This is a genomic window from Spirosoma humi, assembly GCF_054776575.1.
Genome location: NZ_BAAHBR010000008.1, coordinates 191,597 through 205,029, shown reverse-complemented (window position 1 = coordinate 205,029; position 13,433 = coordinate 191,597). Strand labels below are relative to the sequence as shown.

Sequence of the window (13,433 nt, the reverse complement as noted above, 5' to 3'; positions counted from 1 at the left end):
CAGACGCTCATGCCCGACGAGTATTTCATGGAGATGGCACTGACACTGGCCGAGGACGCTGCCGATAATGGAGAAATTCCTGTTGGTGCTATTGTTGTTTGCCGAAATCGAATTATTGCCAAAGCCCGAAACCAAACCGAGCAATTGATGGATGTAACGGCTCATGCCGAACTCATGGCCATAACATCGGCTACGCAGCATTTGGGCAGTAAATACCTTCCTGATTGCACCATGTATGTAACCCTTGAACCCTGCGTCATGTGTGCAGGGGCTCTTTTCTGGGCGCAGCTCGGTCGTCTGGTAATTGGTGCCAGCGATCCGAAGCGTGGCTACAGTCGCTTTGGATCCGCGCTATTGCATCCTAAAACCCGGCTCGAAACGGGCGTGCTCGCCGAAGAAAGCCAGGCGTTGCTGGCGAAGTTTTTTAATCGCTTAAGAACATAATTCACCACAGGGTTGTTAACTCAACCGAATAATCTTCCATCTAACTGATTAGTAAAATGGCTTTTGTACTAGACCCACTTCCTTACCCAAGCGATTCGCTCGAACCGAATATTGATAAACAGACAATGGAAATTCACCACGACAAGCATCACAATGCGTACGTGACGAATTTAAATAACGCCATTGCCGGCACCGACATGGAAAGCAAATCCATCGAAGATCTGTTGGCCAGCGTGAGCACGGCTCCTGTTGCTGTTCGCAATAATGGCGGTGGTCATTATAACCATACATTATTCTGGAACACCATTTCGGGCAGTGGTGGTGGCCAGCCTACAGGTACCCTGGCTGATGCAATTACGCAGAAATTTGGTTCGTTTGACGCCTTCAAAGAAGAATTCACGAAAGCGGCTACGACTCGCTTTGGCTCAGGATGGGCCTGGTTGATCGTTACTCCCGAAGGTGAACTGGCTATTACTTCCTCTCCGAATCAGGACAACCCACTGATGGACATTGCCGAAGTAAAAGGATTTCCAATCATTGGCCTCGATGTGTGGGAGCACGCCTATTACCTGAAGTATCAAAATCGTCGGCCCGACTACATTGCCGCTTACTTCAACGTGGTTGACTGGGCTGCCGCCGAGAAACGGTATCAACAGGGCAAACAGGCTTAACTAATCATGAGTGATGAGTTATAAATGATTTTTTTGCGGTTCAGGCTGTAAAAAAACCGTCATTTATAACTCATAATTCACAAATCATTGTTACTTTTGCACTCCTAAAACGGTGATTGTAGCTCAGTTGGTTAGAGCGCCGGATTGTGGTTCCGGAGGTCGCGGGTTCGAGCCCCGTCTTTCACCCTTTAATAAAAAGGCCTTGATTGATCAAGGCCTTTTTTTGTTGCCTGATTGTTACAGGCTAGACACCAGGTGTTTATTAGTTTCTTTACCCTTCACTATCTCGTTAACCCTACGAAACCTTCCGGCGCAGGGGCATTTATTTAGGCTATACTAAATCTAAGCGTGCTGTATATTCGTATATTTTGTTTAAAGATTCCAGGCCATCATTAAACAAAAAATCATTTTTTGTCGTTAATTGGTTGGAACCTGTGGCACTTTACCACCTTCATTTAGAGCCGAAAATCAAGTTAGAACCAGCACCAATAAGCGGGTCTGAGCAAAAACCCTTGAATTTTTCAATTCATGAGTACATACTCAATTAGAGATTTAGAACAACTCTCAGGCATCAAAGCGCATACGTTACGCATTTGGGAGCAGCGCTACGCCATTCTTTCGCCTGACCGGACAGATACGAACATTCGCACCTATGGCGATGATGACCTCAAGCGGGTTCTCAACATTTCATTGCTCAAAGACCATGGGTACAAGATTTCTGAGATTGCCAAGCTTTCTTCGGAAGACCTGAATCGCGAAGTCGTCAAGATTTCGGAGAGGCCATTAAATTACCCGGACCAAATTCATGCCCTGACCATATCGATGCTGGATTTGAGCGAAGAGCGGTTTGAAAAAATCATTAGCGCTAACATCGCCCAGTCTGGCTTCGAGAATACAATGATTAATATTATTTACCCATTTCTGAGCCGTATTGGCACCTTGTGGGTAACGGGATCCATTGGGCCAGCGCAGGAGCACTTTATTACGAACCTGATCCGGCAGAAAATCATTGTAGCCATCAATGGGCTGATAGGTACGCCTGATTCATCTGGCAAAAAATACATGCTCTTCTTACCGGAGGGTGAGTTTCATGAGATTAGCCTCCTGTTTGCCCATTACATTATTCGCTCCCGATCCAACAAAGTAGTCTATCTGGGGCAAAATCTACCGCTGAACGAATTAGCCTTCGCCTATCAGATCCACCAGCCCGATTATATCTTCACGGTGCTAACATCTGTACCAGCCAACCATGAAGTGCAGCCCTTTGTGAATAGAATAGCGAAGGCCTTCCCGAATTCGCAAATACTTATGACGGGCTACCAGGTAGTTGGCCAGGATATTGATACACCTGGCAACACAGCAATCATCAATCAAATCAATGAGTTGATGCACATTTCGACTAATTGATGTCAATCCTAGTGAAGAGAAAGCCGTGTTCAGCCTATTTGCTGGGCAAATGAAAGAGCACGCCGTTCGGCGTACGTGTATAGGTCATGGGTAACCTGAAAGCCAACGTGGCCACCCGTTCGGGGCGTTTCCAGAAATAGATGAGGATGCGTTTCGGCCAGCCAGACTGGCGAGCACTCCGGTGACAGTAGTGGGTCGTTCTGGGCGTTTAGCAACAGGGTTGGTATGCAAATGCCGGCCATAAAATTAACAGCTGACGCCTGGGTGTAAAAGTCGTCGGCATCGCGGTAATTATTGACCGGTGCCGAAAAAAACTCGTCAAAATCCCGCCACTGTTTTACTTCCTTTAACTTGGTCATATCCAGTCGGCCTGGATAACGAGCAGCTTTCTGAGCTATTTTAAGGACTAGTTTGCGCATAAACCGATTTCGATAGAACCGGTTCGATGGCCGATCCAATAAGCCCGCGCTGGCACCCAGATCGGTAGGAGCCGAAATGGCGATACCGCCTTTAATCACATCAGGGAGCTGACAGCCGTGAACACCCAGGTATTTCAGCGTGATGTTGCCTCCCATGCTATAACCCACCAGCATTACCTCCTCGTACTGTTTGTACCGGATCGCATGGGTAATCACCTCGCCAAAATCGCCAATTTCACCGTGGTTATACAATCGGAATGCCTGATTCATTTCCCCGCTACACGAACGACAATTCCAGGCCAGTACATCGTAACTATTCTCGACAAAAAGTTTAGCTGTGCCCCGAATGTATTGTCGATTGCTGTCACCCTCCAAACCATGCGTCAAAATGACCAGTCGATTCTTTCCGTTCTTAACCCAGTCTAAATCAACGAAGTCACCATCCTGCAGGATCAGCCGTTCGCGCTGATAGACAACGCCTTGCACCTTCCGCATCAAGCTTGGTATGATGGTTTGCAGGTGACCGTTATACTGATAAGAGGGTGGGCCAGGATAAGTAGACAGAATGAGCGGCATATTCCTAAACAACGTATACTTTTATGGCGTTGTTTCAGAACATATCAACGCAATGCAGTTCGCAAAATATCTTTCGGTCATCGTTACCAGCACGATCAAATTTGCCGGTGGACCCTTATCAGGAGCAGCGCTCGGCCTAACCTGGATCGAGACGGCTATTTGTACGATGCTGGGTATGATGATCAGTGTCGTAGTTGTTACCTACGCAGGAGCAGCCATACAAGCTTTGGTCAGGCGGTTCAGATCAACCCCGCCCAAGCGGTTTACCAAACGAACGCGTATGGCCATTCGAATCTGGAAACGCTTTGGTATGACAGGCATCGCGTTTTTGACGCCCCTAATTTTAACGCCCATCGGTGGCACAATCCTAGCCCTGTCGTTTGGGGTTAACCGGGGAAAAGTGATCTTGTCAATGTTTATTAGCGCCGTTCCCTGGGCAATTGTTCAGACACTGTTTTTTTACCTGATCCCAGGACTGAAAGGCATAATTAGCTAACAAAGCTTAGCGGCTCACGGTCTGTGGGACCGACGCTGTTTTTTTGCGAAAATCGCCCTGAGAAAAATACTTTTCGATCAGGCAATACATTAGAATAAAGAAGTAGCGGCTTCCCATTTCTTTAATTTTCAGTTTCGACTCGCCATACTTTCGATTCGTCCAGCTATTAGGTACCACTGTATACGAATAGCCGCGAACGATAGCCTTAAGCGGTAACTCGACCGTCAGGTTAAAATGAGGAGCCAGAAAGGGTTTTACACCTTCAATCGTTTCGCGCTTATACAGCTTGAAGGCATTGGTGGTGTCGTTGTATTTTATACCCATTACCACCCGGACAATGAAATTGGCGACCCGGTTAATGAATTTTTTCAGGGTTGGGTAATCAATCACTTTGCCACCTTTTTCCCAACGGGAGCCGAAGACGGCGTCTACGTCAGAATCCAGCATTTTGTTGTAAAACCGCACCAAATCTTCGGGGTCGTCCGAGAGGTCGGCCATGAATACCGCGACACAGTCGCCGGAGAACCGCTCTAAGCCGTAGCGTACGGCGTAACCGAAGCCATTGGGCCCAGGATTTGTGTAGTACACAAGCGTTGGAATCTCAGTCGCAGCCAGGCGTTCAAGGACAGCCAGCGTGCCATCTTTCGAGTTGTCATTTGTCACACAGATTTCGTGCGGAATCCCGTGTTTAGCCAATGTCTGATAAAGAACACGGAGCGTTGGCGGTAACGACTCTTCCTCATTGTACGCAGGTATGACGACGCTTAGTTTCATAGACAAAAATAAAAAATAACTATATCAAAATCAGCTTTTGGGTTTCCAGTGATCAGCTACGTCGGGAACAGCCTGCCGAATACGAGTCAGCAAATCGGTCGACAAAGGCCCTAACTTTTCAGCCTGACGATTCGCTAAAACCTGCTTTTCGTTACGCATACCAGGAATAACGACGCCCACAGCGTCGTTAGACAAACTGAATCGTAAGGCAGACGTTGCAAGCCCTCCAGGCTGATCATTTAGGAAAGCCAGACTGCGGGTCGATGTTATTAGCCAATCACGATCACGGTCGGGCAAATAATGTCGGTATTGATCGGGGGGGAAAACGGGGTCCTGCATTAGGTAAGCCGGGTTTAAAAAGCCAGATGCCAGGGGCACTCGTCCTATAAATAAATAATTGCCAGCGTTGGGAGCCGTAAACAACAATTCTTCAGCCCGGCGGTCCAGGGCATTGTAAATCACTTCCAGCGCGCTACCGAAACCAGCCTCTAGAACACGTTTAGCACCATATACAGAACGCGAGCTTACACCATAGGCCCGAATTTTTCCGGCTTGTTTTAATTGTTCGAACGGTGTTGGGTCGTAGTTGGCCCAATCGAACGCGTCAGGTGGGCTATGAAGTAACAGCAGGTCAAGTGTCTCAACACCCAGCCGGTCTAAACTTCCTTCGACGGCTTCAGTCAGATAATCAGCACTATAATCCTGAATCGGTTTGCCGTCCGGCGACTGACGATTCCCAAACTTTGTACAAATGATTTTGGTCACGTCGGGCTTTTGCGCGAAGGCTTCCTGCAAAATCCGCTCAGATTGTCCACGACCGTAACTGTCAGCCGTATCAAAGAAATTAATTCCCTGCTCCAGGGCGCTGTGCACTGCCCGAATGGCGTCGGCCTTATCGACCTCACCCCAACCCGTTGGGTGGCCATTTACAACATTTGGCCCGCCAAACTGCCAGGTACCAAAGCCCAGACGAGATGTTAACTGCTCTTTTATGAATACGCTCATAGGAAAAGAACAGCCTGATACTGGCTGAATCAGGCAACAAAGTCGCTTCATTCAACCAATATCAGACTGCATATTTAGGAGTATATCGGCTACCAAGGAGGTTAATCCGGTCGTCTTCCTATGTATGATTAATAAACGGCATCGGCAGCCGGCGTGATGATGATTTTCCCTTTAATGAGGCTCCGCTGGCCTGGGAATTCAGCGAAAAACGCATTACGTCCGTGCAGAACACGGTCATCGTGGAAGAAGACGGCTTCTCCTTTTTTCAACTGAACGGGCAAGATGATGCCCGCGTTCATAATCCGGCTTTCGAGGAACTGGTGAAAACGCTCACAGAGGTCCAGTACTTCCGGCGTATTTTCTTCGCGCGACAGGCAGAAGTAATTCCAGTTTGCCAGATAGCCTTCTCCATCTTTGTCGATTATTTTCCGCACTTTACGAGCGCCCCCTTTCGAGTGGACTACATCGGTGCTCATCAATTCTTCCAAGAGCGCATCTTCGCCGTCTAGCTTCATGCACTCTACCAGATTCGGTAAATCGAAGAACGTCGTTGCGCCACCAACTTTTGCGTTCGATGCACAATAGAAGAAGTTTACCGCTTCTTCGCCACCCAGTTCAACGTACGAATCGTCCGTATGCAATGGCTGACGTGTGTTGCTCGACCGGTAGCGATCAGGAATCTGAGGATCGTATGTAATGTCAATCCAACGATTTCCAGTCATTTTACCGGTAGCCAGGTCTTCGTCGGCAGCATGAATACGACCAACCGATTCAGATAGCTTGCTGTAGAAATCGTGTACGGGTAGATCTTCACGGAAATCAGACAGGAAAACCAGTTTATTATTCTGAACGGCTTCTTTCACGTTCTGAATCGTTTCTTCCGGCGTCGTATAGGCAACTTGCTGAAAAAAATTCATAGCCTCTTTAGTTTCGTTATTTAGTTCACAAAATAGGAAAAGTGTAACAGTTGCCCAAATGAGGGAAACCGAGTTACTCAATTATTTAGAATACGGTGAAGGCCGATAGCCACGACGCCGTAAGCACGCTGTAGAACAGGCGGGGTTAAATGGTCATAAACAATCGTTTTCAGATCGGTCAAGTTTGGTTTCGCCAACGAGTAATATCGGGAAACCAGTTTTAACCTTCCCAGATATGAATCTCGGAACTGCCTGCTCTTCAGCATCATCCGATAATAACGGGCTATGTTTTTTTTCAGTAGCCGATCATATTGGTAGTTCAGTTCGCGGTTGATATTGCTGTACATATCAATCCGGTTTTGCAAAAAAACAGCATCATCATACTTGTCCGTAAAGCTGGTTCCATTGCTGTTTTTCCGATAAACCGACATAACATCCGGTAGGTACCCAATTTTGCCCATTTTCGCTTTCAGAATCAATCGGGGAATATCGCCACTGACTGACTCACTAAACCAGGCAGGATACTCTTTGATCGAGTTCCGGTACAGCGTACTGGAAGTAGCCATAAACCAGATTTCATCTTCCCCAATCAGATCTTCTATTGTATAGAAGGGCTTCATATCGGGGCCATTGAGCACGTGCGACGGACTACCATCCTCGTACGTGATCAGGGCATTATGAAAAGCCATCGAGTAATCGGGGTGAGCGTCCAGCAAATCGACCTGTTTCTGTAACTTCAGTGGGTCGGTCAGATAGTCGTCACCATCGATTAAGGCGTAATACTCACCGGTTGCCCGTTTTAGTGTTTCCAGAAAATTAATGCCGCCATTTTTACCCAGGTTACGCGGGTGAAGTACCCCTTTGACTAAGCCGGGATGCTGGCGTTCATATTCCTGAATAATTTCCCGTGTACCATCGCTCGAAAAATCATCGCCGACTAATATTTCAATTGGAAATAGAGTCTTCTGGGCCAGAACACTGTCAATAGCCTGACGAATGAAATTTTTTTGATTGTAGGTAATAATCAGGACACTAACTTTTGGCATAACAATCGAGTGTGCAGTTTACAGGCAACAGCGTCAGCTGCTTTTTTGTCCATAAACTGTAAGCTGTAAACTAAATAACGGCCGCTGAGGTGGCGTTTTTAGGCGTCTGAATCTGAGCTTTCCATCCCTGTGGTTCATCCTTATCGGCTGGCTTCGCCCAGGGATCGTAAAATGGCAGAATGGCCACCCAACGTCCGGCAGGATCATCCCAGCTAAAGCGATCAGCAAAGCTCGACGGACTAACCCAGTGCGGCAAATCGTACCGGAACAGGATCAGGTCGCCTATATCCTGGAAGCCTTCTGTTTCGACAATATGGTCATTGATGACATAACCGGTACCGCCCGAGGTGTAATCTTTTCCGTATTGGTTCAGGGCTAAGATAGTGCCAACTTTCTGCGGATTGAGTGGGTGCCAGTGCCGCCCGAAGAAGCTTCCTCCCAATGGGTAGTGAGTTACCTGGGGGTGAAAATAAGGTTGTCCTTTTCGGATGCCATATTCTTCGTTGTTACCCGTCAGATCATTCCAGAACTGGCGCATGGGTTTGAAAACGTCCATCAGGCGTTGCTGCATGGGTTCCTCAAGATCCAGAATGGCATCAAAAGTATGGTCATGAAACAACTGGGGTGCCTGCTGAATCTTGGCAATATGCAGCCGCTGCTTGTGCTGATTATTGTCAAACGGATCAGGACCTTCGGCCAGGGGCGTTTTAGAAGCCCACTCGTGGGTGGTTTTGATAACACTACGCAGTGTCTCTTCGGGAATACCCGTTTTGACAATGACAATGTTTGGCTCATTGACCAACCGCATCACCTCTTCATAAGAAACCTCAGGAACGATTCTGCCGTCCTTGAACTCCGCATCAATTTTTATCAGGTATTTTGCAACTTCTTTCATAACAAAAACGTGTAAATGCGCGACTGCTCGCGGCTGTTCTTACTTGTTTTAAATGGTGTCACAAAGTAGGGCGGTATCTGGAGAAAATACAACCCTCCCGATACTGATTTTCATCAGTCTGCAGGCTGAGTTGCGTAGCCAAATCCCGATGCACCAAACCCATTTCCATTATACAGCATTACCCATTGGTCTTGCTGTTTGAAAATGTGGCAATAGTCCATCATTAGTGAATCCCAGCCATCAACCGACCGTTCGATTCCCGCCAATTCATCTTTGCGTTCCCAGGTAATACCATCTTTGGACTCAGCATAACCAATCCGGTAACTCCGTTGAACATCGGTCCGATAGTTCGTTGCGTTACGGTACGAAAAATACATTTTGTACAAATCAGCACCGTTTGAGTCTTTGTCTTTATATACCGTTGGTCGGCCAATGGCATCCGTGAATTGATCGTAACCGACACAAACGTGACCGGTACGCTCCCAACGGATTCCATCTGTGGACTCGGCATATTTCACATCATAAAAAGGCTCGGGATGACCATTGATCACCTCAATCTTCGTACATGACAGGTACCACATCCGCCACCGAATGGAGCCATCGACCTGTTCCTCGCGCATTACGCAGGGCTGGGCAATCCAAACCTGGTCATATATTGACCGATCAAGAATTGGTCCAGTATATTTTCGTTCGAAGGTCAACCCTCCATCACGGCTGATGGCCAGTCCAATGGCCAACCGATAACTGGCCGTTTCACTTTTGTTCCAGCCGGTATAATACAGCCAGATTTCGTCACCTACAGGTAAGAACCAGGAAGGCATGGTTCCTGTTTCGTCAAACATGCCAACAGCCCCTTTCGACAGGCACGCTTTGTCATGAATATAGGTTATTTCCGACAGGTTATCAGGGTTCAGTTCAACAAACGAAACGGCCGAGGAACTATTTTCATCGCGGGTAGAAAAATACACCCGCAGTTTATCCTGCATGGGATAACCAAATGGAACCTGCGCGTGCGTGCGGCTAAACGGTTTGGAACCGTCGGGTTTATAAACAAGTCCTTTTTTCTGCCAAGTCATTCAAATCAGGTCTTATAGAAGGTGGAATACCCACAGAGAAAGCCGCGTTTGATACTAACGCGGCTTTCTCTGTGGGTATATCGATTAAATCGTTGGGGCTAAACGGGAAGCCATGCTGGTATGAATCTGACTCATCGTTTCTTTCAAATCGAACGTCCAGTCCCAGCCAGGGTAATGTTGCTTGAATTTGGTCAGGTCGGAGATATACCAGATATGGTCACCGCTGCGGTTGGTTTCCGAGTACTGGTAGTTCATCTTATTGCCCGAAATTTCCTCACAGAGTGCAATGGCTTCGAGCATAGAACAGTTCGCATACCGGCCACCGCCTGCGTTATAGACTTCACCCGGACGCGGGTTCTGGTAAAAATGCCAGAACATGTTCACGAGATCCCAGCTGTGGATGTTATCCCGGACTTGCTTGCCTTTATAACCAAAAATAGTGTATTGATTTCCGGTAATGGCACATTTCATCAGGTACGACAGGAATCCGTGCAACTGAGCGCCGGAGTGGTTCGGGCCGGTCAAACAGCCGCCACGGAACACACCTGTATTCATACCGAAATACCGCCCGTATTCCTGCACCATAATGTCAGCCGCTACTTTCGATGCGCCGAAAACCGAGTGCTTGGTATGGTCGATACTCATGTGCTCGTCGATACCGTTTTCGAAGTACGGATGGTTATGGTCGATCTCCCAGCGCGTTTCGGTTTCGATCAACGGCAGAAAATTGGGATTATCACCGTACACCTTATTGGTCGATGTGAAAATAAATACAGCTTCGGGGCAATGCAGGCGCGTCATTTCCAGCATATTGAGCGTTCCGACAGCATTCACGCCAAAATCCGTAAATGGCTCGCGGGCGGCCCAGTCGTGACTGGGTTGAGCCGCGGTATGCAACACCAGTTTAATGTCGGTGCCGAATTCCTGAAAAATCGTTTCCAGTTGAGCGACTTCCCGAATATCGGCGGGTCGGTGCTGGTAATTGGCATAGGCTTCTGCCAGGCGGTTGCGGTTCCATTCTGTTGAACCATCGGCGCCAAAGAAGTACTGCCGCATGTTGTTGTCTATACCAACAACCAGATCAAATTTATCCGCGAAGAAGGCTACTGCTTCGCTACCGATCAGGCCGGCAGAGCCCGTCACTAATGCAATTTTCATATCGTTTTTAGGTCGTAGTGAAACTCTCCTATCCGAATAATACTATTTTTCGAGGATTTGAGTAGACAAAGTAACGCAAAAATCCAGACTTACATTCCTTTTATTATCCTATTCAGGCAAACAGGCGTTGCAAGTTAGTAATCGGGAAAAACGACAGCGATGAATCAGCGTCTATTCGCCAATCCATCGCTGTCGTTTTGTCAACCGAGTGAGCAGGAAAAATTAAGCACCCTGACCGCTTGTACCAGCTCCAAACAATTTCTCACGGATTTTCTGTGTCCGGGCGTCTAAATCTGGATTAGGTGTGTATTTGTATTTTGTCTGTACAGCCGCGGAATCTCTGCCAGCGCCATATACTTCCGGATCACCCGCCCGATAGCCAGCCCGATAGTCGTCGACCCGGTAATCCTTCTGGCGGATTGAGTTATATTTTTGATAGTCGCAGGATGTCAGCGATAATGCCGCTACAGCCAACAAACCTATGCTTAGTACGCGTTTCATAGCCACTTGATTACGAATTGATTCGGCAAAAATAGGTTAGACCACTTAGGTTTCCAAACAAGAATACCCAGTTCTTACTGAGCAGAGGCAGCATGCGTTTATTTTTTCGACCCGATCGGCCAGGCTTGCTGAACAGCCATCCAGCCAGGCTGGCCGAAAACGTCATGTCGTCACTCAACGAGCCGGGTTCTTCAGACTTTCAATTTCTGCCCAAACAAAGCCCATTAATTCCTGAATATGAGCATAGGAAAAATCGAATGGCACATTGGCGGCTGCGTATATCTCACGAATGGGCGCTTTATAACCCAGACTCAACGCATTTTTATAACCGGCTAAACCCGCCTTCGGGTCGCGCCGATAATTACGCCATACACCAATGGCCCCCAGCTGAGCAATGCCATATTCGATGTAGTAGAAAGGCACTTCATACAAGTGCAACTGCCGCTGCCAAATGTACTCCTGGTAAAACGCAAAGCCGTCCCAGCTGGTAACCGTATCGGCAAACTCATTGTAAATCCGAACCCAGTTTTCACGCCGTTCAGCGTCCGTGTGCGTTGGATTTTCGTAAATCCAGTGCTGAAACTTATCGATCGTGGCTACCCAGGGAAGCGTTTCAATAATGGATTCGAGGTGCTGGAGTTTGGCTCGACGCAGTTCATCGGGGTTTTCAAAAAATACGTCCCAGTGATCCATCGACAGTAATTCCATGCTCATCGATGCTAATTCAGCTACTTCCATAGGCGGATTACGAAAGGCTTTCAACGACAAATCACGCGTGAGGAACGAGTGAACGGCATGACCCCCTTCGTGTACCATCGTGACCAGATCGCGTAGGCTCGAGGTAGCATTCATGAAAATGAACGGTACACCAATTTCTTCGAGCGGGTAGTTGTAGCCACCCGGCGCTTTGCCCTTCCGCGATTCCAGATCAAGGTGACCCATGGCACGCATGATGCGCAGGTCGTCGCCCAATTCGCGATCGAGCCGGTCGAAACACACGATTGTCTTTTCGAGAAGTTCGTTGCCGGTCGAGAACGGTTTCAACGGTGCGCGCCCTTCTACATCGACTTTGGCATCCCAGGGCCGAAGTGGGTCAACCGAAGGATCAGCCCGCTGTAGTTTCTGTTGGCGCTCTTCGGCGAGTTTATTCACGAATGGTACAACGGCCCGTGCCACTGAATCATGGAAATCAAAGCAATCCTGCGGGCTGTAATCGAAGCGACCCAAAGCGGCAAACGCGTAATCGCGGAAGTTGTCAAAGCCGGCGTTGATGGCAATCTGGTTCCGTAGATCGCGCAGCCGGTTAAAAAGCTGGTCGAGTGCTTCGTGATCCTGATACCGCCGTTCCCATATTTTGCGCCAGGCCTCTTCGCGTACAGCCCGATCAGTCGACTGAAGCAGGTCACTGGCTTCGGGCAGGGTCATCTCGCGGCCGTCGATTTGCACGGTCATTGCTCCAACGATTGCCCCGTATTTGCGCTCCTCCGTTTGAAGTTCGGTCTGGAGCGGAACATTTTCGTCTCTGTAGATATCGATGGCTTTCTTCATTCCCCGAACCATTACATCATACCCATCGTCGGTTAGCTGGCTCAGGAATGGACTGTTTATGGCGATGAGATCCAGCTCATTGCCGTACGTTGCCATAGGTGGCTGAATTTCTGAAATAAAGAAATTCAATTTATCGACCAATTCTTCATTGGCGGTATCACAGGTCATCCGGATGTACCGCCACGCAAAATTTTCCGATAAGTAGGATTCCAGCTCACTCCGATCGATGAGCCATTGTTTAAGTTCTTCGGCATTATCAATCGAGCGGCCCAGTAGTTCTTCGTAAAGCGGCTTCACGTCGTCCCAGCTGTTTAATTCGATTAGTTCACCAATAAATGAGCGCGTTGGCCGGGCCGGAAGGTTCAAGGTTTGATCTGCTGTCATAGATGATGTTTTGTAACGTGAACGAAAAGCTACCTAGCCTTAAGCTGGACTTTCCTCCACGATTTAGGGTGTTTATGTGGGTCAAAAGCTACGCTACAGTAAGCGACAAAGAAACT

General features: G+C 48.0%; 14 protein-coding genes and 1 tRNA gene. 5 read left to right on the top strand and 10 right to left on the bottom strand.

Annotated features, from left to right (window positions below; all coding sequences use genetic code 11):
• Nucleotides 1-9 precede the first annotated feature (9 nt).
• The 4 genes from ACYU8Y_RS09400 (at nucleotide 10) to ACYU8Y_RS09385 (ending at nucleotide 2,522) form a co-directional block, all read left to right on the top strand.
• Nucleotides 10-444 (top strand): nucleoside deaminase, encoded by a 435-nt coding sequence (locus ACYU8Y_RS09400; RefSeq protein ID WP_460939006.1) that lies wholly within the window; start codon nucleotides 10-12, stop codon nucleotides 442-444.
• Nucleotides 445-500: 56 nt separating this feature from the next.
• Nucleotides 501-1,115 carry a superoxide dismutase gene (locus ACYU8Y_RS09395; RefSeq protein WP_460936491.1) on the top strand — a complete coding sequence of 205 codons (615 nt, stop codon included), beginning with the start codon at nucleotides 501-503 and terminating at the stop codon, nucleotides 1,113-1,115.
• A gap of 111 nt (nucleotides 1,116-1,226) precedes the next feature.
• Nucleotides 1,227-1,302 (top strand) — tRNA-His (locus ACYU8Y_RS09390).
• Nucleotides 1,303-1,643: 341 nt separating this feature from the next.
• A complete protein-coding gene (locus ACYU8Y_RS09385; RefSeq protein ID WP_460936489.1) occupies nucleotides 1,644-2,522 on the top strand; it encodes a MerR family transcriptional regulator in 879 nt (292 codons plus the stop codon).
• A 29-nt stretch (nucleotides 2,523-2,551) separates the two neighbouring features.
• On the opposite strand, the gene ACYU8Y_RS09380 is transcribed toward ACYU8Y_RS09385, so the two are convergent.
• Nucleotides 2,552-3,517, bottom strand: a complete 966-nt coding sequence (locus tag ACYU8Y_RS09380; protein WP_460936487.1) for a YheT family hydrolase — start codon at nucleotides 3,515-3,517, stop codon at nucleotides 2,552-2,554.
• Nucleotides 3,518-3,569: 52 nt separating this feature from the next.
• Here ACYU8Y_RS09380 and ACYU8Y_RS09375 point away from each other — a divergent pair, with 52 nt between their 5' ends.
• Nucleotides 3,570-4,013, top strand: coding sequence for a hypothetical protein (locus ACYU8Y_RS09375; protein ID WP_460936485.1), 444 nt, complete (start codon nucleotides 3,570-3,572; stop codon nucleotides 4,011-4,013).
• 6 nt (nucleotides 4,014-4,019) lie between these two features.
• Here the strand turns inward: ACYU8Y_RS09375 and ACYU8Y_RS09370 are convergent, their stop codons facing one another.
• The 9 genes from ACYU8Y_RS09370 to ACYU8Y_RS09330 all read right to left on the bottom strand — a co-directional run bounded on the left by ACYU8Y_RS09370 (nucleotide 4,020) and on the right by ACYU8Y_RS09330 (nucleotide 13,317).
• The gene (locus ACYU8Y_RS09370; RefSeq protein WP_460936483.1) at nucleotides 4,020-4,787 is read right to left on the bottom strand and encodes a glycosyltransferase family 2 protein; all 768 of its coding nucleotides are present in this window, start codon (nucleotides 4,785-4,787) and stop codon (nucleotides 4,020-4,022) included.
• 30 nt (nucleotides 4,788-4,817) lie between these two features.
• Nucleotides 4,818-5,792, bottom strand: a complete 975-nt coding sequence (locus tag ACYU8Y_RS09365; protein ID WP_460936480.1) for an aldo/keto reductase — start codon at nucleotides 5,790-5,792, stop codon at nucleotides 4,818-4,820.
• Nucleotides 5,793-5,920: 128 nt separating this feature from the next.
• On the bottom strand, nucleotides 5,921-6,709 hold the full coding sequence (locus ACYU8Y_RS09360; RefSeq protein WP_460936478.1) for a TauD/TfdA family dioxygenase: 789 nt from the start codon (nucleotides 6,707-6,709) through the stop codon (nucleotides 5,921-5,923).
• A 77-nt stretch (nucleotides 6,710-6,786) separates the two neighbouring features.
• The gene (locus tag ACYU8Y_RS09355; protein ID WP_460936476.1) at nucleotides 6,787-7,755 is read right to left on the bottom strand and encodes a glycosyltransferase family 2 protein; all 969 of its coding nucleotides are present in this window, start codon (nucleotides 7,753-7,755) and stop codon (nucleotides 6,787-6,789) included.
• Nucleotides 7,756-7,825: 70 nt separating this feature from the next.
• Nucleotides 7,826-8,650 carry a hypothetical protein gene (locus ACYU8Y_RS09350; RefSeq protein ID WP_460936474.1) on the bottom strand — a complete coding sequence of 275 codons (825 nt, stop codon included), beginning with the start codon at nucleotides 8,648-8,650 and terminating at the stop codon, nucleotides 7,826-7,828.
• 113 nt (nucleotides 8,651-8,763) lie between these two features.
• Nucleotides 8,764-9,726: a glycoside hydrolase family protein gene (locus ACYU8Y_RS09345; protein WP_460936473.1), complete on the bottom strand. Its 963-nt coding sequence runs from the start codon at nucleotides 9,724-9,726 to the stop codon at nucleotides 8,764-8,766.
• Between the two features lie 84 nt (nucleotides 9,727-9,810).
• Complete coding sequence (locus ACYU8Y_RS09340; RefSeq protein ID WP_460936471.1) at nucleotides 9,811-10,884, bottom strand: NAD-dependent epimerase/dehydratase family protein; 1,074 nt, start codon at nucleotides 10,882-10,884, stop codon at nucleotides 9,811-9,813.
• A gap of 222 nt (nucleotides 10,885-11,106) precedes the next feature.
• Entirely contained in the window at nucleotides 11,107-11,385 is a 279-nt protein-coding gene (locus ACYU8Y_RS09335) for a hypothetical protein (protein ID WP_460936469.1), read from the bottom strand.
• Nucleotides 11,386-11,559: 174 nt separating this feature from the next.
• Entirely contained in the window at nucleotides 11,560-13,317 is a 1,758-nt protein-coding gene (locus ACYU8Y_RS09330) for a M3 family oligoendopeptidase (protein WP_460936467.1), read from the bottom strand.
• Nucleotides 13,318-13,433: the final 116 nt, after the last annotated feature.